General features: G+C 74.6%; 16 protein-coding genes. 12 read left to right on the top strand and 4 right to left on the bottom strand.

The features are described from left to right. Positions 1-37 precede the first annotated feature (37 nt). Positions 38-1,909, bottom strand: coding sequence for an alpha-amylase family glycosyl hydrolase (locus FRAEUI1C_RS25495; RefSeq protein ID WP_013426244.1), 1,872 nt, complete (start codon positions 1,907-1,909; stop codon positions 38-40). A 318-nt stretch (positions 1,910-2,227) separates the two neighbouring features. Between FRAEUI1C_RS25495 and FRAEUI1C_RS25490 the strand changes: the two genes are divergently transcribed. Beyond that, the gene (locus FRAEUI1C_RS25490; protein WP_232425120.1) at positions 2,228-4,750 is read left to right on the top strand and encodes an ATP-binding SpoIIE family protein phosphatase; all 2,523 of its coding nucleotides are present in this window, start codon (positions 2,228-2,230) and stop codon (positions 4,748-4,750) included. Here FRAEUI1C_RS25490 and FRAEUI1C_RS25485 read toward each other — a convergent pair. Further along, positions 4,747-5,262, bottom strand: a complete 516-nt coding sequence (locus FRAEUI1C_RS25485; protein WP_013426242.1) for an HNH endonuclease — start codon at positions 5,260-5,262, stop codon at positions 4,747-4,749. The genes FRAEUI1C_RS25490 and FRAEUI1C_RS25485 overlap by 4 nt on opposite strands. A gap of 565 nt (positions 5,263-5,827) precedes the next feature. Here FRAEUI1C_RS25485 and FRAEUI1C_RS25480 point away from each other — a divergent pair. From FRAEUI1C_RS25480 to FRAEUI1C_RS25445, 8 genes are all read left to right on the top strand, one after another. Next, positions 5,828-7,162, top strand: a complete 1,335-nt coding sequence (locus tag FRAEUI1C_RS25480) for a mechanosensitive ion channel family protein (protein WP_013426241.1) — start codon at positions 5,828-5,830, stop codon at positions 7,160-7,162. Between the two features lie 84 nt (positions 7,163-7,246). Beyond that, positions 7,247-7,990: a response regulator transcription factor gene (locus FRAEUI1C_RS25475; RefSeq protein WP_041259644.1), complete on the top strand. Its 744-nt coding sequence runs from the start codon at positions 7,247-7,249 to the stop codon at positions 7,988-7,990. Beyond that, positions 7,987-9,786 carry a sensor histidine kinase gene (locus FRAEUI1C_RS25470; RefSeq protein WP_013426239.1) on the top strand — a complete coding sequence of 600 codons (1,800 nt, stop codon included), beginning with the start codon at positions 7,987-7,989 and terminating at the stop codon, positions 9,784-9,786. Before FRAEUI1C_RS25475 ends, FRAEUI1C_RS25470 begins: the two co-directional genes overlap by 4 nt. A 31-nt stretch (positions 9,787-9,817) precedes the next feature. Then, on the top strand, positions 9,818-12,193 hold the full coding sequence (gene malQ / locus FRAEUI1C_RS25465) for a 4-alpha-glucanotransferase (protein WP_013426238.1): 2,376 nt from the start codon (positions 9,818-9,820) through the stop codon (positions 12,191-12,193). A 114-nt stretch (positions 12,194-12,307) separates the two neighbouring features. Further along, positions 12,308-12,700: a hypothetical protein gene (locus tag FRAEUI1C_RS25460; protein WP_232425119.1), complete on the top strand. Its 393-nt coding sequence runs from the start codon at positions 12,308-12,310 to the stop codon at positions 12,698-12,700. After that, positions 12,687-13,211: a DUF5130 family protein gene (locus tag FRAEUI1C_RS25455; protein WP_013426236.1), complete on the top strand. Its 525-nt coding sequence runs from the start codon at positions 12,687-12,689 to the stop codon at positions 13,209-13,211. The genes FRAEUI1C_RS25460 and FRAEUI1C_RS25455 overlap by 14 nt, the downstream gene beginning before the upstream one ends. Before the next feature lie 268 nt (positions 13,212-13,479). Then, positions 13,480-15,054: a DHA2 family efflux MFS transporter permease subunit gene (locus FRAEUI1C_RS25450; protein WP_013426235.1), complete on the top strand. Its 1,575-nt coding sequence runs from the start codon at positions 13,480-13,482 to the stop codon at positions 15,052-15,054. A gap of 443 nt (positions 15,055-15,497) precedes the next feature. Further along, positions 15,498-17,153, top strand: a complete 1,656-nt coding sequence (locus FRAEUI1C_RS25445) for a DHA2 family efflux MFS transporter permease subunit (RefSeq protein WP_013426234.1) — start codon at positions 15,498-15,500, stop codon at positions 17,151-17,153. Positions 17,154-17,251: 98 nt separating this feature from the next. Here FRAEUI1C_RS25445 and pepN read toward each other — a convergent pair whose 3' ends face one another. Continuing rightward, positions 17,252-19,798 (bottom strand): aminopeptidase N, encoded by a 2,547-nt coding sequence (pepN, locus tag FRAEUI1C_RS25440; protein WP_013426233.1) that lies wholly within the window; start codon positions 19,796-19,798, stop codon positions 17,252-17,254. Between the two features lie 424 nt (positions 19,799-20,222). Here pepN and FRAEUI1C_RS25435 point away from each other — a divergent pair, with 424 nt between their 5' ends. The 3 genes from FRAEUI1C_RS25435 to FRAEUI1C_RS25425 all read left to right on the top strand — a co-directional run bounded on the left by FRAEUI1C_RS25435 (position 20,223) and on the right by FRAEUI1C_RS25425 (position 22,860). Further along, positions 20,223-21,521 (top strand): AI-2E family transporter, encoded by a 1,299-nt coding sequence (locus FRAEUI1C_RS25435; RefSeq protein WP_013426232.1) that lies wholly within the window; start codon positions 20,223-20,225, stop codon positions 21,519-21,521. Between the two features lie 113 nt (positions 21,522-21,634). Continuing rightward, a complete protein-coding gene (locus tag FRAEUI1C_RS25430) occupies positions 21,635-22,309 on the top strand; it encodes a mycothiol-dependent nitroreductase Rv2466c family protein (RefSeq protein WP_013426231.1) in 675 nt (224 codons plus the stop codon). Positions 22,310-22,365: 56 nt separating this feature from the next. After that, positions 22,366-22,860, top strand: a complete 495-nt coding sequence (locus FRAEUI1C_RS25425) for a ribose-5-phosphate isomerase (RefSeq protein ID WP_013426230.1) — start codon at positions 22,366-22,368, stop codon at positions 22,858-22,860. A gap of 16 nt (positions 22,861-22,876) precedes the next feature. Here FRAEUI1C_RS25425 and FRAEUI1C_RS36670 read toward each other — a convergent pair whose 3' ends face one another. Further along, complete coding sequence (locus tag FRAEUI1C_RS36670) at positions 22,877-23,320, bottom strand: hypothetical protein (RefSeq protein WP_013426229.1); 444 nt, start codon at positions 23,318-23,320, stop codon at positions 22,877-22,879. Between the last annotated feature and the right edge of the window lie 124 nt (positions 23,321-23,444).

Raw genomic sequence — 23,444 nt, 5'->3', positions numbered from 1 at the left:
AGCCACGCGTCTCGGCGTGGTCCGGGGCGGTGGGGGATCAACGCCGGCCTGGGGTCGTCCGCGGGGCGCTGCCGCGCATGACCCAGGCCGCGGTGTCCGCCGGAAGGACGAGCGTCTGGCCGTCGTGCTCGAGCGGGCCGCTGGCCAGCATCACCCGGCCGGGCATGGCGAGCGTCGCCGGCGTACCGGCGGCGAGCACGCAGGTCAGCACCCCGGCCCCGGCCGGCCGGGGTGGCGGGGCACCGAGCTGGCGGCCCCGGGGGCCGGTCGGGGCGGCCGGTCCGCCGTCGCCCGGCGGGCGCGGCAGCCGGGGCAGTCGCCCGCCGGGGGCCAGGGCGATCCGGTCGAAGGCGAGCACCCCGTCGGGCATGCCGGCGCGCCACCTCGTCATGCGCGAGCCGAGATCGGTGACGCGCAGGTGGGAGTGCCGGAAGGCCAACGCGGCCTGGACGAGCCGCCAGGTCGACCGCGGGTCATCGCGCTGCGCGGCCACGGTCAGCGCTGCCCAGTCGTCCGGCTGCGGCAGCCAGGGCGCGACCCCGTCGGGCGCGAAGCCGAACGGCGGCTCGGTGCCGGACCAGGGCATCGGCACGCGGCAGCCGTCGCGGCCGGGTGAGGTGTGCCCGGAGCGCTCCCAGACCGGGTCCTGGCGGGCCGCGGGCGGTACGTCGACCTGCGGCAGGCCGAGCTCGTCGCCCTGGTAGAGGAAGACCACGCCCGGCAGCGCCAGCATGGTGAGCAGGGCCGCTCTGGCCCGGCGCAGCCCGGCCTCGCCGCCGCCGTAGCGGCTGGCCGGGCGGACGACGTCATGGTTGGCCAGCACCCAGGTCGGCTGCGTCCCGGCGGCGCCGGTGGCGGTGAACCCGTCGACGATCGCCCGGCGCCAGGCGGCCGCCGACCATTCGACGGACAGCAGCGAGAACGAGAACGTCAGGTGCAGCTCGTCCGGGCGGACGTAGCGCGACAGCCGCTCGGGGTCCTCGACCCAGGTCTCGCCGACGAGGATCCGGTCCTGCCGGTCGCGTCTGCGGTACCCGTCGACCAGCCGGCGCCAGGAGCGGTAGACGTCGTGGACGCCGTCCTGGTCCCAGCTGTGCGGCTCCAGCTTCTCCCGGAAGCCGGTCTCCGGGGTGGCCGGCGGTCCCGCCGGGTTGTCGCGCAGTTCGTCGTCCTTGACCAGGCCGTGGGAGACATCGATCCGGAAGCCGTCGACGCCCCGGTCCAGCCAGAACCGCAGCGTGGCCTCGTGGTCGGCGCGCACCGCCGGGTCCGCCCAGTTCCAGTCCGGCTGCTCCGGCGCGAACAGGTGCAGATACCACTCGGCCGGACCGGCACCCGCCGGGCCGGCCGGGGCGACCTCGGGGGCGGTGAGCGGCCCGGTGGACAGGTCCGTCGTGGCCGGCTCGGGGAACCGGCGGGCCTCGTCGAGCCGGGTCCAGGCCGAGCCGCCGAAGACCGAGATCCAGTTGTTGGGCGGTTCGGTGCCGCCAGCGCCTCGGCCGGGCCGGATCAGGTAGCGGTGCCGGGCCGCGTCTCCCGGCGCCGCGGCGAGGGCCGTCTGGAAGGCCGGATGGGCGTCGCTGGAGTGGTTCGGGACCAGATCGACCAGGACGGCCAGCCCCAGCCGGTGCGCCGCGGCCAGCAGGGCGTCGAACGCGGCCAGGTCGCCGAACAGCGGGTCGACGTCGCGGTGGTCGGCGACGTCGTAGCCGTGGTCGGCCATCGGCGAGCGGTAGAACGGCGTGAGCCACAGGCCGTTGACGCCGAGTTCGGCGAGCTCGGGCAGCCGGGCCCGGACGCCGTCGAGGTCGCCCACGCCGTCGCCGTCCGCGTCCGCGAAGCTGCGGACATAGACCTCGTAGAAGACCGCGTCGCGCCACCAGCCACTGGTCAGGGCCACACCCGCCATTCAATCGGCCGCGAGCCGGCCTGTCCGCGAGTCCGGCTCCTCCGCCTGTGCAGGCGTTCGGCGCCGATCGGCATGGTCTTGCCGGGTGACGGTGTCGGCTTGTAGTGGGCTGTGGTCGATGCGTTCGACAGGCGGGTGTTGAGGTGGTTGAACTACACTTCCCGGGTGGATGATGTGACTGCTAGTAATCAGTCCCATCCGAGGAGCCCCCTTCGAGAGGATCGCGGGATCCCGGCGGTGGGGGCGACGACGGGCGCCACCCGGAGCGGCGAGCGGCCGAGCACCACGCGGGGGGTCGTCCCGGCCGATCGGCCGTCCGTGGTCGGCTGTCTGGCGCCGTGGCGGTCCGTTCCCGGAGACCGCCGGACTGGCGTCCGCGCGTTCCGGCGGTCCCACCGCGCGAGCGGCACGGAGCTGGCCGCGGGCCGCGCCGACCGCGAGGCGGCGGCGAACGGCCAGGGCGCGGCCACCGGCCCTGGACGCCCGGGCACCCGAGCAGGCGACGCCCAGCCGTCCGCGGCGCCCGGCGGCCAGGACGCGGCTGGCGGCCCGAGCGAGACCATCGCTGGCCCGCCGGCGGGGGCCGGCGCGGCCTGGGCCGGCGCGCTGGAACTCGGCGTCGGCGTCGTCCGGGACGCGCTGCGCTCGGTTCGCCGGGCCCGCGGCCGGCACGCCGACGAGCGGGCAGCGCTGGAGGGCCTGTCCTTCCTGTCCGAGGCGAGCCTCCAGCTCGGCGGCTCACTGGAGCCCTACGAGATCATCGAGATGACGGTCGCGCTGGCCAGGCGGCTGGGCGACGGCGTCATGCTCTGGCTGCGCTCGCCCGAGGGCGACATCATCGACCTCGCCGCCGTCGACCACGTCGACCCGGCAGCGGCCGCCTACATGCGCGCCCTCACGGCGACCCGCCCGGCGCGGATCACCGATGACTACAGCCCGGGTGTCGTCGTGCGCACCGGGCAGCGGATGTGGATCGACGACCTGACCGCGGAGCTGCGCCGCCCGCTGTTTCCGGATCCCGTCGAGTACGCCCGGTTCCGCCGGCTCGGCTGGGGGCACTCGATCACCGTGCCGATGCACTACGGCGAGCGGGTCACCGGCGCGCTCACCATCAGCCGGCGTCCCGGCGCCCCGCCCTGCAACCACGTCGAGGCGACGATCGCCGAGGACCTGGCCCGGCGGGCCGCGCTCGCGCTGGCGAACGCCCAGATGTTCCGCGAGTCCCAGGACGCCGGCCGGGCCCTGCAGCGCTCACTGCTGCCGGCCCACCCGCCCGCCCTCGACGGCGCCGACGTGGCGATGGAGTACCGGCCGGGAACCGCGGGCACCGAGGTCGGCGGCGACTTCTACGACGTGATCGAGCTGCCCGGCGGCCGGGTCGGGCTCGCGATCGGGGACGTGATGGGCCGCGGGCTGCGGGCCGCGGCGGTGATGGGCCAGCTGCGCGCGGCGCTGCGGGCCTACGCGCTGGAGGAGTGGCCGCCGGCGGAGCTGCTGGCCCGGCTCGACCTGATGGTCGCCTCGCTGCCCGGTCTGGCCCTGGCGACCTGCCTGTACGGCGTCTACGAGCCGGCCGTCGCGCCGCGCGGGGCCGCCGGCTCCCAGGACGACCACCTGGGCGCCGGCGAGCCCGCCGACCGCCCGGCCCGGGTCCTGCTCGCCGGCGCCGGTCATCCGGCGCCGCTGCTGGTCTGCCCGGACGGCGCGCCGCGGTACGTCGAGCTGGACCCTGGCCTGCCCCTCGGCGTCGGCGACGGCACCCGGTTCGCCGAGACGGCCGTGGACCTGCCGCCGGGCTCCAGCCTCGTCTTCTTCACCGACGGGCTGGTCGAGTCCCGCCACCAGCCGATCTCCGACGGGCTGGACCTGCTGCGCACCCGGGTCGGCGAGCATCTCGACCGCCGCAGGGCCGCGGAGCGACGCAGCCAGGAGGCCGCGTCCCGTCGGCGGCACCCGTCCGGCGCTGACCTGCGCCCGCCGGCGCCGCCGACCGACGCGCCGGCCGGCGGCCCGGCCGCCACACCCGGGGAGGCCACATCCTCAGCGGCCGGCGCCGAGGGGACCGCGCCCGTGCCCGGGGACCAGCCCGCGATCGACCGCCGGGCCGGCGGGCCGGGGGAATGGGCCGGTACCGAGCGGCGGGCCGGTACCGAGCGGCGCGCCTCCCGGGACCGCCGGGCGCCCGGGCCCGGCCGCCCGCCCGGGGGCATCGAGCGCCGCCGGGGCAACGACCGGCGCCGGCGTAGCCGAGGCGGGTTCTCGGTCCGCAGCTGGTCGGGCCCGGACACCGTCGACCTCGACGACACCCGCTGGTCGGAGAACGCGGCCCGCGCGCTGCTGGAGCTCAGCCTGCTGGCCGCCGACCTGCCGGAGGACACCGACGACGACACGGCGCTGCTGGTGCTGACGATCCAGTCGGCCGGGCCGCCGCTGCTGGAGCTGGCGCTGCCCCCCGTCGCCGCGTCCGCCGGGCAGGCGCGCACCGCCGTCCGCGCGGCAGTCGAGCAGCAGGACCTCGGCCGGGCGGACGACGCGGCCCTGCTGGTCAGCGAGATCTGCACCAACGCGATCAAACACGCCCGCAGCGAGCTGACCGTGCGCCTGTGGGCCGAGTCGTCCCGGCTGCGGATCAGCGTCGAGGACCGGGAGGGCGCCACCCTGCCGAAACCCGGCCGGGCCGCCAAGGGCGACCCGGAGGCGGAGTCCGGCTGGGGCCTGCTGCTGGTCGAGGCCCTCGCCGACGCCTGGGGCGTGCAGACCACCTCGGACGGCAAGCGCGTCTGGTTCGACCTCGACCTGCTCCGCCAGACCCCACCCGACGACGCGGCCTCGTCGCCTTAAGCGGAGGCGGCCTCGCCGAGGTCGGTGTTGAGGTACTGGGACCAGCGCGGATCCATCCGACGGCTCCCCAGAATGCGCCAGGCGGCTCCGCTCGGCGCGCGCGGCGCCTGGCGGAGCCGCCAGCCTAGATCAGCGACGGCGCGGTCCGCTTTTATATGGTTGCAGCGGCCGCAGGCCGCCACGACGTTCTCCCATACGTGCGGGCCCCCTCGGGACCTGGGGATCACATGGTCGAGCGACGTCGCCGGGGCGCCGCAGTACACGCATCGGTGGTGGTCGCGGGCGAGCACGCCCTTGCGGGTCAGCGGCACCTGCGAGCGGTACGGCACCCGGACGAATCGCGCTAACCGCACGACGACGGGGACTTCGACGGCCGAGGCCGCGGAGTGCAGCACCTGCCCACCGGCCTCGACCATCACCGCCTTGTCCGTCAGGACAAGTATCAGTGCCCGACGTTGGGACACCACGCACAGAGGCTCGTACGTGGCATTGAGAACCAGCGCCTCTGCCACGCGCCGACCTCCTCAGCCGAGTCGAGGCGGGCGCCCTCGGGAGCCCGTTCTAACCAGCGTCTCCGGTGACAATGGATAGTCAAGCGTGTTCCGGCGCCGAACGCGAGCGTGTTTGCATGGTCATCTGCCGCGCGAAAGTGGCGATGGGCATATCTGGCCGTCTTTGTCACCACTGTATGTCGCTGGGATCACGGCTGCGTCGCGTTGCGTCGATTGACCGCGACGGCCCGTCGCCAGGCTGACCAACCCGTGACGATCCGGATCCCGACCGGCCGGACCCGTCCGGAGCCCCCTATAGGGTGGCTGGCCAGAGGCCTGAGAACGGCGCCGAGGGCCCGGGCAAGGGGCGGCCGTCTCGCGCCGAGCAACCCGGCGGCGGCTCCTGTGACTGGCAGCCGGGTGCTTCCCAAACCTGATCCCGACCCTGCACAAGCGCCTGGCAGCACCTCTCCGCCAGCCCCGAACCACGTTGGCGAGGGCGCTCAGCGTCCGAGCCAGGCTGGCGGCCCGCGGGCGCTCCGCGCCCGTCCGGGCCGCCAGCCACGCAGATGGAGGACCCAAGGCCGTGTCCCTGCCGCTGATCGTCGCCGCTGCCAGCGCGACGCCGTCCGGCCTCGCGACCCCGTCGAGCCCCGCGGCGTCGTTGCCGTCCGGTGCGACTCCGACCGTCTCCCCGAGCTCGGGGAGCCTGCCCGACGTGACGCTGGCGAGCGTCAAGGGCGCGCTGATGGACGCCTGCGGCCAGACGCCCGGGTTCCTGTGCCGAACGGTCTACGACTCCACCCACAGCAACTACCTCGCGTCCAGCGCCGAGGTCTTCTTCGGAACCCCGCTGACGATCGTGCTGATCCTGCTGGTCGCCGCTGTGATCCGGGCGTTGATGCACCGCGTGATCGGGCGGACGACGCGGCGGCTCGCCAACCACGGAGGGCTGCTGCGGGGCAACTTCCTCGGCGCGTTCGGGGACACCGCCGTCCTGCTGGAACGGCGCCGCCAGCGGGCCGAGACGGTCGGGTCGCTGCTACGCAGCGTCGTGTCGATCGTGGTGTTCGGGATCGCGTTCATCCTGGTACTGGGCGAGTTGGGCATCAATCTGGCGCCGATCGTCGCCAGCGCCGGCGTCCTCGGAATCGCCGTCGGATTCGGCGCGCAGAACCTGGTCAAGGACTTTCTTTCGGGAATCTTCATGTTGCTGGAGGACCAGTACGGCGTCGGCGATGTCGTCGATGTCGGGGCGGTCTCCGGCACCGTCGAGGCGGTCACCTTCCGGATGACCCGGCTGCGCGATGTCGAGGGAACCGTCTGGTACGTGCGCAACGGTGAGATCACCCGGATTGGCAACAAGAGCCAGCAGTGGGCCCGCACGGTGCTGGACGTCCCGCTGGACTACGACACCGATGTCGTGCGGGCGAAGGAGGTCCTCCTGGAGACCGCGCAGTCGATGTGGCACGACGACCACTGGGCCGCGGTGATCATCGCGGAGCCGGAGGTCTGGGGCATCGAGGCGATGACGGCCGACGGCTACGACCTCAGGGTCGCGATCAAGACCCTGCCGCTCAAGCAGTGGGACGTCGCCCGTGAGCTGCGCGAACGGGTCAGGCTGGCGCTCGGCGACGCCGGGATCACCCTGGGCGCGGTGCAGCACAGCGTCGTCGTCGTCAACGACGACGATGACGATGCTGGCGACGACGAGGACGACGGCTCCGGCCAGTTCGGTGCCGACACACCGGCGCGGATCGACCCGCCGGCCCAGCCCGGCCCGCTGTCCTCCGGTCCCAGCGGCGGGCACGGCGGCCGGGCCGCCGCCAGGGCCGGCTCCAGCGGTTCAGACGCCGCAGGCGCTTCCGGCGGTGAGCCGGGTGCGGCGGGGGCCGGCTCGGCGTCCGCTGGCGGCGCCTGAAGACATCCTGAACGGGGCCGCAGATGTCCCTGAGCCTTGGCCCGGACCACCCGGGTGGGCCCGGGGCGCAGGCAGACTGGGCACGTGCGGGTACTGGTGGTAGATGACGACGCGGCGGTACGGCAGTCGCTGGAGCGGTCGCTGCGGTTCGAAGGGTACGAGGTGGCCACCGCCGCCGACGGCCTGGCGGCGCTCGAGCTGATCTCCAGGGAGCGCCCTGACATCGCCGTGCTCGACGTGATGATGCCCCGGATGGACGGCCTGGAGGCCTGCCGGCAGCTGCGGGCCCGGGGGGACGACCTGCCCGTGCTCATGCTGACCGCCCGCGACGGTCTGGCGGACCGGGTCTCCGGCCTCGACGTCGGCGCCGACGACTACCTGGTGAAGCCGTTCGCGCTGGAGGAGCTGTTCGCCCGGCTGCGGGCGCTCTCGCGCCGGTCGGCGCTGGCCGCCCGGGCTGGCGCCGGCCGTGGCGGGGCGGCCGTCAGCGGCGGCCCGGCGCCGCTGACCTACGGCGGCGTCGTCCTCGACCAGAGCAGCCGCCAGGTGACCCGCGACGGGCGCGAGCTGACGTTGACCAAGACCGAGTACGAGCTGCTCGAACTGTTCCTGACCCACCCGAGGCAGGTGCTGTCCCGGTCCATGATCATGGAGCGGGTGTGGGGCTACGACTTCGGCCCGTCGTCGAACTCGCTCGAGGTGTTCGTGAGCTACCTGCGCCGCAAGCTGGAGGCCGGCGGCGAGGCGCGCCTGCTGCACACCGTCCGCGGCGTCGGCTACGTCCTTCGGGAGCAGGCGGCGGCGCCACCGCGCGAGCCGTCGCCGTGACCGACCCGGTCGTCGTTCTCGGCGAGGCCTGGGCGCCGCCCGCGCCCGCGGGGTCCGGCGGCACCGGGACCGGTGGACCGGGCTCCGGCGGGACCAGCCCTGGCGGCGCCGGTCCCGGCGCGGGCCGGACGGCGCGGTCCCGGCCGGCCGGCCGCCGGCGCCAGCGCTGGTTCTCCCGGCTGGCCCTGCGCAACCGGATGGCGGTCCTCGTCGGGATCGCGGTGACCTGCGGCATGGCCGTGGTCGCCGGCGTCGCCCTCGGCGTCACGAACATCGTCCTGCGCAACGCGATCGACACCCAGCTCAGCAGCCAGGCGCAGCTCGCCGCGCACAGCGTCCGGCTCGGGCCCGACATCCCGGGCGGCACCATCCACCTGGTAGGCGTCAGCTTCAGCCTGCCGCTGCAGGTGATCCAGGACGACGGCTCGATCGTCCCGCCGCAGTGGCCCATTTCCGGCTACGTCCGGCTGCCGGTCGACTCCGAGGACATCGCGTTCGCCCGCGACCAGCTGGAGGGGACCCGGCTGCGCACCGTCACCGTGGGGGGCACGGAGTACCGCGTCGCCACGGCGTCCCAACGGATCTCGACCGACGAGCAGATCCGCGAGCTGGGAATCGGGTCGCTCCAGAACCCGCCGCCGCCGTTGAACCTCGCGGTGCAACTCGCCCGGCCGATGTCGGACGTCCAGCAGACCCTGCGCGAGCTGGGCCTGGTGATGCTGGTGGTCGGCCTGCTGGGGGTGGGCGGGTCGATGCTCGCCGGCATGTTCGTGGCCCGCGCGGCACTGAAACCGGTGGACGAGGCGGCCGCCGCCGCCGAGCACGTGGCCCGCACCCAGGACCTCTCCGCGCTGATCCCGGTGAACGGCACCGACGAGGTGGCCCGCCTCGCGGAGAGCCTGAACAGCATGCTGCGGGCGCTGGAGGCCTCCAAGGAGCGGCAACGCCAGCTCATCGACGACGCGAGCCACGAACTGCGCACGCCGCTGACCAGCCTGCGGACCAACATCGAGCTGCTGATCCGCTCGGAGGCCAACCCGACCCGGGCGCTGCCCGCGGCCGACCGGACGGCACTGCTCAGCGACGTCGACGGGCAGATGCGGGAGCTGACCGGGCTGGTCAGCGAGCTGGTGGAGCTCGCCAGGGACGAGGCACCGGTCGAGGAGGTCGAGCGGCTCGACCTGGCCGAGGTCGTCGCCGCGGCCGTCGCCCGAGCGCGCCGGCGGGCCACCACCAAGGGCATCGTGATCGAGGTGACGTCGGCGCCGTCCTGGATCGACGGCCGGCCGAGCATGCTGGAGCGGGCGGTCACCAACCTGCTGGACAACGCGGTGAAGTTCTCGCCGGCGGACTCGACCGTCCGCGTGCACACCGCGATCGGCGAGGTCATCGTCAGCGACGAGGGCCCGGGGATCGCGGTCGCCGACCAGCCGCACGTCTTCGAGCGCTTCTACCGGTCCATGGACGCCCGCAGCCTGCCCGGCTCCGGCCTCGGGCTCGCCATCGTCGCCGACGCCGTGCGGACCCACGGCGGCGCCGTCGCCGCGGGGACGGCGCCCGGTGGCGGCGCCCGGATGCGGATGTGGCTGCCGCTGGCGCCTGGCCCGCCGGTGGAGCTGCCCCCGGCGCTGCCGCCGGCCGGCTCGACGCCGCCGGGCGGGCCGCCCGGACCGGCCCCGGCAGGCCTGGCACCCGCCGGCTCTGGGTCGGCCGACCTCGCGGTGGCGCACGGCGCGGCGGAGGCCGCCGAGCCGTGGGCACCCGGCGACACCGGTGGGCCGACCAGGCCCAGGTGAGGCCGCCGGGCCGACGGGCGGCAGGATCCGGGTGGTGACCTCCGACGATCCCGCGCGCGCCACGACCCGACGCGACCCGGCTGCCACCCAGGCGGGCGCTCCCCGTTCCCAACCGGCGGCAGTCGCGCCGGACCCGTCCGGGCCGCTCGGCGACGTCGAACCGGCCCTGGCCCGGCTCGCCGCGATGTACGGCGTCGCGGCGGGCTACCTCGACGCCAGGGACCAGCCGGTCGCCGTCGCGGCGGACGCCGTACGCCGGGTGCTGGAGCTGATGGGCGTCGACACGGCCGATCCGGCCGCCGCGCTGGCGGCCGCGCAGGCGGCACCGTGGCGGCGGCTGGGCCCGCCGAGCGTCGTCGTGAAGGCCTCCGCGCCGACCGCCGTCACGCTGCGGCTGCCGGCCGGGCTTGCCCCCGAGGCCGTCCGCTGCGAGCTGGTGCTGGCCGACGGAGCGGTCCTCCCGGTCACGGCCGGACCGGCTGGTGAGCGACGCGAGGTCGACGGGGCCCAGCTGGTCGCCCGGCCCGCACCGCTGCCCGCCGGGCTGCCACTCGGCGACCACGTCCTGCGCGTGCGCGCCGGGGAGCTGGAGTCGACGACACAGGTCGTCGCCGTTCCCGACCGGGTGCCGGAGCCGACCTGGCCCGCCGCGAGCCCGGGCCAGGCGGCCGGTGCCGGTTCGCCCGCCGAGGCGGAGCCTTCCTCGCGGCCCGGCGGGGACGGCGGTCCCGGCGCCCGGATGTGGGGCTGGATGGTCCAGCTGTACGCGCTGCGCTCGGCCGGCTCCTGGGGGATGGGCGACTACGCCGACCTCGCGACGCTCGCGACCTGGTCCGGTTCGGCCGCCGGAGGCCGCGCGGACGTGCTGCTGGTCAACCCGCTGCACGCGGCCGCGCCGACGCTGCCGGTCCAGTCGTCGCCCTACTACCCGGCGAGCCGGCGGTTCCTCTCGCCCCTCTACCTGCGCCCCGAGGACACGCCCGAGTACGCCGCCGCCGACGCGGCGACCCGTGCCGCCGTGGACGGTCATGCCGCCGCCGCGCGCGAGGCCCACCTCGCCGCCGACGGGTTCGGTGAGCTGATCGACCGGGACACGGTCTGGAAGTCCAAGCGCGCGGCCCTCGAGCTGCTGTTCGCCGGGTCGCCCGGTGCCGGCGCGGCCGGGGCCGGGGCCGAGGTGGCCGAGTTCGCCCTCTGGTGCGCGCTCGCCGAGCGGCACGGCGCCGACTGGCGGGTCTGGCCGGCGCCGCTGCGGGACCGGGAGCCGGCCGCCCTGGCCGCCGCGCGGAGCGAGCTCGCCGACCGGGTCGCGTTCCACCACTGGCTGCAGGCGCGGGCCGAGCAGCAGGTCGCCGCGGCCCAGGCGGCCGCCGAGGCCGCCGGGATGCGGGTCGGCATCGTTCACGACCTGGCCGTCGGTGTCGACCCGGCCGGCGCGGACACCTGGGCCGACCGGGACGCGTACGCCGTCGGGGTGAGCATCGGCGCCCCGCCGGACACGTTCAACCAGCAGGGCCAGGACTGGGGGCTGCCGCCGTGGCGGCCCGACCGGCTCGCCGCGACGGGCTACGCGCCGCTGCGCCGGATGATCGCCGCGGTGCTGGGGCGCGGCGGCGGGCTGCGGGTGGACCACATCCTCGGCCTGTTCCGGCTGTGGTGGATCCCGGCCGGCGCCGGGGCCGGGAACGGCACGTATGTCCGTTACGACGCCGAGGCGATGCTGGGCGTGCTCGCGCTGGAGGCGGCGAAGGCCGGGGCCCTGGTCGTCGGCGAGGACCTCGGCACGGTGGAGCCGACGGTCGCCACGACGCTGGCCGACTTCGGCGTCCTCGGCTCCTCCGTGCTGTGGTTCGAGAACGACGCCGACGGAGTCCCACTGCCGCCGGCCGAGTGGCGGGCCCGGACGATGGCCAGCGTCACCACCCACGACCTGCCGACCGCGGCTGGCTTCCTGCTGGGCGAGCACATCCGCGCCCGCGCGGAGCGTGGCCTGCTGGCCCGGCCGGTCGCCGCGGAGACGGCGGAGTGGCGCGCCAGCCGGGATGCCCTCCTGGCACACCTGCGGGCCCACGGCCTGCTCGCGCCGGCCTCGGAGCCGGAGACCGGGGACGAGCTGGCGCCTGAGGTGGTCCAGGAGGCCGCCGTCGGGATGCACCGGCTACTGGTCGCCACCCCGGCCCGGATCATCCTCGCCGCGCCGGGCGACGCCGTCGGCGACCGTCACCAGCCGAATCTGCCGAGCACGGTGGACAGCTACCCGAACTGGCGTCTTCCGGTCCGGGACTCCGACGGCCGCCAGGTGACGCTGGAGGAGCTGATGGCCGACGAGCGGGTCGCCCGCCTCGTCGCCGTCCTCGCCGAGGCCGCCCGCCAGCCAGCCAGCGAGTCCGGTGCACCACATGGGTAACCGTGGTGTCTCGTGGTCAGGCCGATGCCGGTAGTCTTCGGAACCGTGACTCGCCGTCCTGTGTCGTCTGAGGCCAAGATCGGGCCTGTGTCATCCGGGGCCAAGATCGGGCCCGTGTCATCCGGGGCCAAGACCCGGCCCGTGCGTCGTGGCGCGCGTCGTGCCGCGACGCTGGCCGTGCTGACCACCCTGACCGTGCCGCTCCTCTCCGCCGCGGCGCTCGCGGACACGGGGCAGATCGGGACGAAGTACAACCCGGATCCGCTGTCGCCGCTGGACACCTGGCTGATCTACGGCGGCACCATCGTCGGTGGCTTCCTCCTCGCGCTGGTCCTCACCGCGCTCGCGGGCCGTAAGAGCTCCGCGCGGTACCGCCCGGGGCAGCGCTGGGAGCACGACTCGATCTGGCTCGGTGGCGAGGCCGCGGACCAGGACGCTGCGGACGCGCCGAAGGAGACCGCCGGCACGGCGACACCGGGTTCCGGTGGAGCCAGTGGCAAGTGGTGAGGCGTTCCGCCAGGACCAGCTTGACCGGCTGAACCGGGCCCGGCTGCTCGCCGAGCGGCAGACGGGCATCGCCTTTCATGTCCGGGTCGGCGCGGTCTCCGGCGAACCGGAGGCCGCGGCCGACCGACTGCTCACCGAGATCGTCGGTGGTCGTCTGGCGGGCGACCACGTCCTCGTCGTCGTCTCGCCGGGGCAGCGGTTCGTCCGGGTCGTGACCACTCCGACCGCGCGCCGCCGGATCTCCGACGCGGCGGCCTCGCTGGCGACGCTGTCGATGACCTCCAGCTTCGCCGTGGGCGATCTCGTCGGCGGCCTGGTCAGTGGCCTGCGCCAGCTCGCGGACGCGGCGGGCCGGCCGGGCCGGCCACCGGGCCAGCCCGTTCCGTCCGGTGACCCCGCTTCACCCGCCTCCGCGCCGACCGGTTCCGGCCCGGCGGCGCCGCAGGGCTCCACGAGCCCGGCCGCCGCGACCGCGCGGCTGGGCCGGCGCGCACCGATCAGCGCCGTCTGAGCTGAGCCGTCTGACCTGAGCCGTCTGACCTGGGCCGGCCGCCCGGCCGGCAGCCGCGGGGCGGCGGGCCGATGGCCCAGGCCAACGCCGCGACGTCCGCGCGCATCCGTCCGGGTCCCGCGCCGTCGAACGCCGTGCCCGTGTTCCGTCGCGCCCGCAGGCAGATCGTCCCTGGTGTGAGTCTCGTCGCTCGTCTGGGTTCGGAAGTTGAACTTAGATGGTACGGTCCTGCCGGTAGGTGACCCCAGCGGACCCGGGAGACGGATCGATGGACGACCTCGTGGTGACCGGCGGACGTGCCGGCGGCCAGGACGACCCGGGCGGTACCACGGCTGTCGCCGCGGTGGAGCCCGCCGCGGCTGCGCCGGCCGGGCGGGCGCCCGGGGCGCCGGCCGAGCCCGGCGCTGGTGGGATCGGCGCTGGTGGGATCGGCGCGGTGGCGGCCGGCGCCACGGTGGTCGCGGCCGGACGGGCCCGGGCGGTGTTCGTCGTCGTGTGCGCCGCGATCTTCATGTCGAACCTGGACCTGTTCGTCGTCAACGTCGCCTTCCCGGACATCCACCGGGACCTGGGCGGTGGCCTGTCGGCGCTGTCCTGGGTGCTCAACGCGTACGCGATCGTCTTCGCCGCCCTGCTCGTGCCGGCCGGCCGGCTCGCCGACCGGTACGGGCACCGGGCCGGGTTCCTGCTCGGCACCGGCCTGTTCACGCTCGCCAGCGCGGTCTGCGCGGCCAGCCCCGGCCTGGAGACGCTCATCGCCGGCCGGGCGCTCCAGGCGGCCGGCGCGGCGGTGCTCATCCCGACCAGCCTCGCGCTGCTGCTGGACGCGACGCCGCCGGCCCGGCGTGCGGCCGCGGTGCGTGGCTGGGCCGCGGTCGGCGGGCTCGCGGCGGCGCTGGGGCCGGTCGTGGGCGGCCTGCTCGTCGAGGCGAGCTGGCGGTGGGTGTTCCTGATCAACGTCCCGGTCGGTGTCCTCACGCTGGTGGCCGGCGTCCGGGTGCTGCCGCGGCTGCGGAAGGCGGCGGCGGGCCGGCTGCCGGACTTCGTCGGCGTGCTGGCCCTGACCGCCGGGATCGGCCTGCTGGCCCTCGGCCTCGTCGAGTCGTCCAGCTGGGGCTGGGGCTCGGCCCGCGTGATCGGCGCGCTGACGGCCGCGGTCGTGCTGCTGGCCGGTTTCGTCGCGCGCTCGGCGCGGCATCCCGCCCCGGTGGTGGAGCTGTCGGTGCTGCGCGCGCCGGGGTTCGGGCCGGCGGTGGTCGCGCTGCTGCTGTTCAGCGTGGCGTTCGCGGCGATGCTGCTGTCGGTCGTGCAGTACATGGACGAGGCCTGGGGCTGGTCGGCGCTGCGAATCGGCCTGGCGATCACGCCAGGGCCGGCGATGGTGCCACCGGTGGCGCTGCTGCTGGCCGGCCGGGCGGTCGGCCGGTTCGGCCTCGGCCGGGTCGCGGGCACCGGCTCGGTCCTGTTCGCCGCGGGTGTCGCCTGGTGGGCGCTGCGGATCGACCTGCACTCGCCGTACGCGTCGAGCCTGCTGCCGGGCATGCTGCTCACCGGCATCGGCGTCGGCCTGGTGCTGCCGACGCTGACGGCCGGTGCCAGCACCGTGCTGCCGCCGGACCGCTTCGCCACCGGCAGCGCGGTGGTCAACATGTCGCGCCAGATCGCCAGCGTGCTGGGCGTCGCCATCCTCGTCGCCGTCGTCGGCTCGCCCGGCCGGGACGAGGTCGTCCGCTCGTTCCACCACGGCTGGTGGTTCGTCGCCGCGACCGCGCTGGCCGCCGGTCTCGCCGCCTTCACCGGCCTGTCTCGCGGCCCGGCCCGCCCGGCGGCGGCTGGGCACTGAGGGAGCCCGGCGCCCTTCCTGATCCGGGCGGATTCGTGGTCGCGCCGGCGACCCGGAGCCGCCCGGATCAGGGGCTCGTCACTGTTCTCGGGTGTTCCAGAATTTTACCGCTTCTTGGAATTCTCCTTGTGGTCCGCTGGCTATTATCTCGCGCCTGGTAAATAGCAATGAGTTCGCAGGGTACGTCGGCGAACGGGTTCTCGTCGACCCGTGTCCGATATCAGTCCGGGTCGCTGCGGACGAACATCTTTCGTTCATACTCGCTGGTAGCAGGGAACTTCTGACGGGCCCTGCCGGCTGGCTTGAGTAAGTGACCGGCTTTTCCGGCCTGGCGCGAGGCTTCCTGGAATCCGGCGGGCTCCATTCCCGCCGCCGAGTTCGTCGTGAGCTCGGAAGGTCTGGTCCTGGCTGCCCGGGTGATTCGCCGGCGGCGAGGAGATGTGATGAACGAGGTCGTGGCCACGGAATGGTGGTCCGATAACCAGGGGCGACCGGAAGCCGCCGGGCCGTCGAGGCGGTCGGCCGAGCACGAGCTGACCACGGTGGAGCTGCCCGATCCACCGGCTCCGCCGCCGGCGTGGACCGGGCGGGAGGCCGGCGGCCGGCCCCCGGTGTGGGCCGCGGGAAGCCGGGACCAACCGACCGTGGTGCTGCGGCAGCCGGTCGGGCCGCCGCCGGAGCCCGTCACGCAGGCACTGTCCCGCGGCGCCCGGCACGCGCGCCCGGCGGCGGCCCCGCGGGCGGTGTTCGCCGTCGTCTGCGCGGCCGTCTTCCTGTCCAACCTGGACCTGTTCGTCGTGAACGTCGCGTTCCCGGACATCCACCGGGCGCTGGGCGGCCAGCTCTCGACGCTGTCCTGGGTGCTCAACGGCTACGCGATCGTCTTCGCCGCGCTGATGGTGCCCGCCGGCCGCCTCGCGGACCGCCACGGGCATCGCGCCGGCTTTCTGTTCGGCCTCGGGCTGTTCACGGTGGCGAGTGCCGCCTGCGCCGCGAGCCCCGGCCTGGGTGCACTGATCGTGGCCCGGGTCGCGCAGGCCGTCGGCGCGGCGGCGCTGATACCGACGAGCCTGGCCCTGCTGCTCGCCGTCACCCCGCCCGAACGCCGGCCCGCCGCCGTGCGTGGCTGGGCGGCCGTCGGTGGGCTCGCCGCGGCGCTGGGGCCGGTCGTGGGTGGCCTGCTCGTCGAGGCGGACTGGCGGTGGGTGTTCCTGATCAACGTGCCGTTCGGGGTCGTCGCGCTGGTGGCCGCCATCCGGGTTCTGCCGCGACGGCGGCCGGAGGTGTCCGGTTCCTTCCCCGACGCGCTGGGGGTGCTGCTGTTGACCTCCGGCGTCGGCCTGCTGGCCCTCGGCCTGGTCCAGGCGTCGTCCTGGGGCTGGACGTCGGCGAAGGTGATCGGCAGCTTCACGGTGGCCGCGCTGTTGCTGGCCGGGCTCGTCGTTCGGTCGGCGCGCCATCCGGCGCCGGTGGTGGAGCTTTCCGTGCTGCGCGCGCGGGGGTTCGGGCCGGCGGTGTGGGCACTGCTGCTGTTCAGCGTGGCCTTCGCCGCGATGCTGCTGTCGATCGTGGCGTACCTGGACGCCGCCTGGGGCTGGTCGCCACTGCTGGTGGGGCTGGCGCTCGCCCCCGGGCCCGCGATGGTGCCGCCGGTGGCGCTGGCGCTCACCGGACGGCTGGTCGGCCGGTTCGGAGCCGGTCCGGTCGCGGCGGTCGGCACGCTTGCCTTCGCCGTCGGCCCTGCCTGGTGGGCATGGCGGACCGGGCTGGCCCACGACTACGCGACGGCCATGCTCCCCGGTCTGCTGATCGTCGGCTTCGGCGTCGGCCTGGCGCTGCCGACCCTGACCGCCGCGGCGACGTCCGCGCTGCCGGCGGACCGGTTCGCGACCGGCAGCGCGGTGGTGAACATGGCCCGCCAGATCGGGGGCGTGCTCGGCGTCGCCATTCTGATCGCCGTCATCGGCTCGCCGTCGGCCCGGACGGTCGTCGGCGCCTTCCACGCGGGCTGGTGGTTCTGCGCCGCGGCCTCGCTCGCGGCCACCGCCGTGGCTGCGCTCGGCCTGATGGCCCGCCGGCCGGCGCGGGGACCGGCCTGACCAGGCCCGCGGCCGTGGGACAGAGCCGAGGCCGGGCCGGCCACGACGACGATGTCGTGGCCGGCCTGGCCTCTCCACGCTCGGCCGGCTGACCGCCGCTAGCCGGCGGCGCTGTCCTTCGCGCGGGCGGCCAGCGCCCGGACCAGGCCGTCCCGGCCCTCGGTCAGCGCGCGGCGCAGGGGCGGCGCCGGGTCCTCGTTCGCGAGGTAGGCGTCCACCTTGTCCAGCGTCGAGGTCTCGATCACCCCGTCCGGGAACAGCATCTGCGTGACGGTCTGCGCGGTGTCGAAGCTGCGGGTCTTCCAGATCTCCGCGATCTCGGCGAAGTACCGGTCGACGTAGGGCCTGGTGAGCTCGCGCTGGCTGGCCACCCAGAAGCCGCTCATCGTCGCGACCGCCAGGTGGTTGGACAGCGTGTCGGACTCCATGACGGCAGCCCAGGCCGCGGCCTTGGCCTCGGCGGTCGGCCGGGCGCTGCGCGCCGTCGCCGCCCGCTTCTCGCCGGCCGCGGTGGCGTCCCGGGCCAGCTCCGCGTCGATCTCGGCGTCGCCGTAGGCGCCACGGGCGACGAGCTGGGTGAGCAACGTCCAGCGCAGCTCGGTGTCCAGCGCCAGGCCCTCGATGACGTCGCGGCCCTCGAAGATCGCCTTGATCCTCTCGACCTGCTCGGGGTCCTCGGCCTGGGCGAAGGTCGTGGTGAACACCAGCTGCAGGTCGCTGCCGGGCGCCGCGGCCCGCATCAGCTGCTCGGCCCGGCCGGTCAGCGCGCGCAGCGCCGCCGACCGGTTCGCCGGGTCGCCGTAGCTGTCCAGGGTCAGGGCGGCCCGGGCGAGCAGCGTCTGCACCACGCCGATGTCGTCCTCGGCGTCCACGCCGGACAGCACCAGCGTGACGTAGTCGCGGGCGGCGAGCTCCGCGTCCCGGGTCATGTCCCACGCGGCGGCCCAGCACAGCGTCCGGGGCAGCGAGGCCCGGACGTTGCCGATGCCGGAGATCAGCGTGGCCAGCGACCGGTCGTCCAGCCGGATCTTCGCGAACGACAGGTCGTCGTCGTTGAGCAGCAGCAACTCGGGCCGGCGCGCCCCGACCAGCTTGGTGACCTCGGTCAGCGGGCCGGTGACGTCCAGCTCGACCCGCTCGCGGCGGACCAGGTCGCCGTTGCCGTCCCGGTCGTACAGGCCGATCGCGATCCGGTGCGGCCGCAGCGTCTTCGAGGCTGTCGGCGGATGCGCGGCCGGCTCCTGCACCACGTCGAACGAGGTGAACAGCCCGGACGAGTCGGTCTCGAACCTCGGCCGCAGCGTGTTGACGCCCGTCGTCTCCAGCCAGTCCTTCGACCAGCCGGTGAGCTCACGGCCGCTGGCCTTCTCCAGCTCGTCGAGCAGGTCGCGCAGCGTCGTGTTGCCGTACTCGTAGGCGCGGAAGTAGGTGCGCAGGCCGGAGAGGAACTCCTCCTGGCCGACCCAGCTCACCAGCTGCTTGAGCACCGATGCGCCCTTGGCGTAGGTGATGCCGTCGAAGTTGGTGCGCACCGCGTCCATGTCGACGGCGTCCGCGACGATCGGGTGCGTCGAGGACAGCTGGTCCTGGCGGTACGCCCAGCCCTTCTCGGCGTTCGCGAACGTCGTCCAGCCGTTGGTGAACCGGGTCGAGGTGACCTGGGCGAGCACCGAGACGTAGGTCGCGAACGACTCGTTCAGCCACAGGTCGTCCCACCAGCGCATGGTGACCAGGTCGCCGAACCACATGTGCGCCATCTCGTGCAGGATCGTCTCGGCCCGGCGCTCCCGGCGGGCCTCGGTCACCTTCGCCCGGAAGACGTAGTCCTCCAGGTAGGTGACGCAGCCGGCGTTCTCCATCGCCCCGGCGTTGAACTCGGGCACGAACAGCTGGTCGTACTTGCCGAACGGGTACCGGTAGTCGAACACCCGGTGATAGAAGTCGAAGCCCTGCTTGGTGATCTCGAACAGCTCGGCCGGGTCGAGGAACTCGGCGAGCGAGCCGCGGCAGTACAGCCCGAGGTCGATCCCGTCGTGGGAGTCGCGCACCTCGTGGTACGGGCCGGCGACCAGCGCGGTGATGTACGTCGACATCACCGGGGTCGGCAGGAAACGGGTGACCCGCACGCCGATCGCGGCCTCGGCCACGGCGGCGACCGCGCTGTTCGAGATGACCTTCCAGTCGGCCGGCGCCGTGACGCTCAGCGTGAAGGTCGCCTTGAGGTCCGGCTGGTCGAAACAGGCGTACATCCGGTGTGCGTCGTACGTCTCGAACTGGGTGTAGAGGTACACCCCCTCGTCGACCGGGTCGACGAACCGGTGCAGGCCCTCACCAGTCCGGGAGTACGCGCAGTCGGCGAGCACCGTGAGCCGGTTCGACTCCGCCACGCTCGGCAGGGTGATCCTGTCCCCGTCGAACACCTCCGCCGGGTCGAGCGCGACGCCGTTGAGCGCGACCTCGCGCACCGTCGGCGCGGCCAGCTCGATGAAGGTCGTCGCGCCGGGCTCGGTGGCGGTGAACGTGACGGTGGTCGTCGAGGTGAAGGTCTCGTGACCGGTCGTCAGGTCGAGCTCGACGTCGTAGGAGGAGACGTTCAGCAGGCGGGCGCGCTCGCGCGCCTCGTCGCGGGTGAGGTTGTTCGGCACTCGGATCCTCTCGGGACTCAGACCACCCTCGCAGGACAGCCGCGATGGCCGGCGCGACCGCCAGACGGCAGGCACCGCGACGGCTGCGCGGCGGTAACGCGACGGCCGCGCGGCCGCGGCCGCGACGGAAGAACCACTTCCGCCAGTCTTCCACGCTGCGTGGGCGATCGGGCCGCGCGCGCGTTCCCGGCCCGTTGCGAACGCGAAAACGCGGCCGCACCCGGCGACGGAGATGTCACCGTTGCGGCGTAGTCTCAGGCCGCGTGTCCGGCAGGCCGGTCGCGTTGCCGGCGTACCCGCCGCGACTCTCGGCCGCGTGGCCCGGTAGATACTCCGCCAAAGGGGTACAGACCGGCCGGATGGCAGTCGAGGAGACTTTGATCGCGATGGCTGGGCGAGTGGCCCGCAGGCCGAGGGAGGCCACGTGGTGAGGCGGGTCGCCCGCGATGGGACCGGCGGCGCGAACGGCGCCGGACGGCGCATCGCCCGGCTCGCCGAGCGCGGCGCGGCCCGGCTCGCCGCCGCGCGGGAGGCCGAGGCGGCCACCGCCACGGCACCCCCGGGCGGCCCGGTGGCGCCCCGGACGGTCCGCCACTACGGCGTGACGACCGCGGAGTCGCCGCACGAGCGCGCCGAGCGGGCGGTGCCGGTCGCGTTACGGGTCAGCGCCGGCTGGTCGTGGCGGCTGCTCGTCATCGGTGCGGCCGTCTACGTCGTGGTGATCGCGATCGGGCGCGTCCGGTCGATCGTGATCCCGGTCGTCGCCGGACTGCTGATCAGCGCGCTGATCGTTCCGATCGCGCAGCGCCTGCAGCGGGTGGGGGTGCCGCGGCTGGCGTCGGCGTTCCTCGCGTTGCTGACCTTCTTCGTCATCCTGGGTGGGGTCGCCGTCGGAGTCGGCTTCAACGCGGCCAACGAGCTGCCCACCGTCGTCGACCAGGTCAACAACGGCATCGGCCAGGTCAGGGACTATCTGACGAACGGCCCGCTGCACCTGTCGCAGAAGCAGATCACCGACCTGATCGACAGCGTGCAGCACTCGCTCACCGCGAACCGGGGGAAGGTCGTCTCGCAGGTCATCACGACGGCCTCGGTGCTGGTCGAGGTGCTCGCCAGCCTGCTGGTGACGGTGTTCGCGACCTTCTTCTTCGTCTATGACGGCGCGGGGATCTGGAACTGGATCGTCAGCCGGTTCCCGCCGTCCGCGGAGGAGCGGGTCCGGGGCGCCGGCCGGGAGGCCTGGGCGACGCTGACCGGCTATATCCGGGGCACCGTGCTGATCGCGTTCACCGACGCGTTGGGCATCTCGATCGGCCTGGTGTCGGTCGGGACGCCGCTGGTGGCGCCGCTGGCGCTGCTGACCTTCTTCGGCGGCTTCATCCCGATCGTCGGCGCGACGGTGGCGGGGACGGCGGCCGTGCTGGTCACCCTGGTCGCGAAGGGCCTGGTGCCGGCGATCATCGTGCTGTGCGTGGTGGTCGTCGTTCAACAGTTCGAGGGGCACGTCATGCACCCGCTGGTGATGCGGCGGGCGGTGAACCTGCACCCACTGGCGATCGTGATCTCCTTGTCGGCGGGTGCCGTGCTCGCCGGCATCCCGGGCGCGATCGCGGCGGTGCCGACCGTGGCGGTGATCAACCGCGTGGCGGGATATCTCGCCGCGAGCGGGAAGGCACCGCCCGAGCCGAAGGTTGACCCCGGCGGGGAACTCGGGGCGGATTAGCGCACCGCGTCGGTCGGGGGCGCCGACGGCGGGATGTCGACCGTTTCGGGCCTCCCCACCGGCGTCGGGGCCTGCCCGGCGCTGCCAGTGCGGGCCGGCGAACGGAGAAACATGTGACTGCGTCAGCTGTCGGGACCGGGTCGGAGCCAGCGGGGGAGACCGGCGCCGGGGAACCGGTGGTCGCCGACTTCTGGTTCGACCCGAGCTGCCCGTGGGCGTTCCTGACCTCCCGCTGGATGCTGGAGGTCCAGAAGGTCAGGGCCGTCGAGATCCGCTGGCACGTCATGAGCCTCGCGGTGCTCAACAGCGGCCGGGACGACATCCCCGAGGTCTACAAGGCGATGATCCCGGGCATGTGGGGCCCGGTCCGGGTCGCGGTCGCGGCCGCCGCCGCGCATGGCGACGAGGTGCTCGGCCCGCTCTACACCGCGCTCAGCCGCCGCCGGCACATCGACAAGGCCGAGTGGTCCAAGGACGTCTTCGAGGCGGCGCTGGCCGAGGTCGGCCTGCCCACCGCGCTCGCCGCCGCGGCCGACTCCACCGACTTCGACGAGGCGGTCCGCGCGAGCCACGCCGACGGCATCGGCCGGGTCGGGATGGACGTGGGCACTCCGGTGATCGCCATCGGCGACACGGCGCTGTTCGGCCCCGTGATCACGCCGGCGCCGACCGGGGAGGCCGCGGGCAAGCTCTGGGACGGTTTCCTGCTCGTCGTCCAGACCCCCGGCTTCTACGAGCTCAAGCGCAGCCGGGACGTCGGTCCGTCCTTCGACAACCTGACGATCTGAGCGGACGGGCGCCCGCCCTGCGCGCCGATCCGGCGGGGCGGGCATGATGACTCGTCGTGCGCGTCCATCTCGGTTCTGACCACGCCGGCTATCACCTGAAGGCCGCCCTCGTCGAGCGGCTGGCCGAGCTCGGCCACACTCCGGTCGACCACGGCCCCAGCGACTACGACCCCGACGACGACTACCCGCCGTTCGTCATGGCGGCTGCCGCGGCCGTCGCCGCCGAGCCGGGCAGCCTCGGCATCGTCATCGGCGGCTCCGGCAACGGCGAGGCCATCGCGGCCAACAAGGTTGACGGCGTCCGGGCCGCGCTGGCCTGGAGCGAGGAGACCGCCCGCCTCGGCCGTCAGCACAACGACGCGAACGTGCTCAGCCTGGGCGCCCGGATGCACGAGGTGTCCGAGGCCATCGGCTTCGCGCAGGTGTTCCTGGACACGCCGTTCTCCGACGAGTCCAGGCACACCCGCCGGCTGCGGATGCTGACCGGCTACGAGCGGACCGGGGAGCTGCCGCCGGTGCCGACCGGAGCGCCCGCCCCGCCGGCTGTCTGAGCGGCCGGGCTGAGGTTCAGGCCCGGCCCGGGTCCGCCTCGTCCGGCCGGCCGGGCGGCGCCGGCCGCGGTGGGCGCCTGCCCGGCGGCGGGGGCCGCCGGATGGCCGGCCTGGCCGCCCTGGCCCGGTCCGCGGCGATCCTGCCGGCTATCAGCCGCTCGGCGTCGGCCAGGTCGTCGGCGTCCGGGCGGGCCACGTCGCGGGCCCGCATCGCGGAGCTGAGGGTGATCTTGCTGCGCCCGCCGTCGAGCAGGCCACGCAGCGCGCCCTCGCCGTCCTCGCCGGACCGGCGCCAGCGGGTGCCGGCTGGCCGGGGTGGGCCGGCGCGCCCGCGGACGTCGCCGCCGGGATCCTCGTCGGGCTGGCCCTGCGCCGGCCGGGGCATCGGTCCGGCGGGGGTCTCGGAGGGCCGGCCGGGCTCGGTCGCGTCGTCGGCGCCGGGCTGGCCGAGTTCGGTCACGATCGTCGCCTCCCTCCCAACGGGCGCTCGGTCGTCGGCGTGTGAGCGAGCTCATTGTCCGCCGGACCGGGCGCCCAGGCACGAAGTTCCCTTTCGTACCCGCCGGTCCGCGCTTCCCCGGCCC

This window comes from Pseudofrankia inefficax, assembly GCF_000166135.1.
Classification (GTDB): domain Bacteria; phylum Actinomycetota; class Actinomycetes; order Frankiales; family Frankiaceae; genus Pseudofrankia; species Pseudofrankia inefficax.
Note: the sequence above shows the minus strand (reverse complement) of the source record. Positions and strands in the feature narration are given on the sequence as shown.

What these genes read in the sequence shown, in the direction of transcription:
- FRAEUI1C_RS25495 (WP_013426244.1), bottom strand. Translation starts at nt 1,909, where the DNA reads ATGGCGGGTGTGGCCCTGACCAGTGGCTGGTGGCGCGACGCGGTCTTC.
- FRAEUI1C_RS25450 (WP_013426235.1), top strand. Translation starts at nt 13,480, where the DNA reads ATGGACGACCTCGTGGTGACCGGCGGACGTGCCGGCGGCCAGGACGAC.
- FRAEUI1C_RS25445 (WP_013426234.1), top strand. Translation starts at nt 15,498, where the DNA reads ATGAACGAGGTCGTGGCCACGGAATGGTGGTCCGATAACCAGGGGCGA.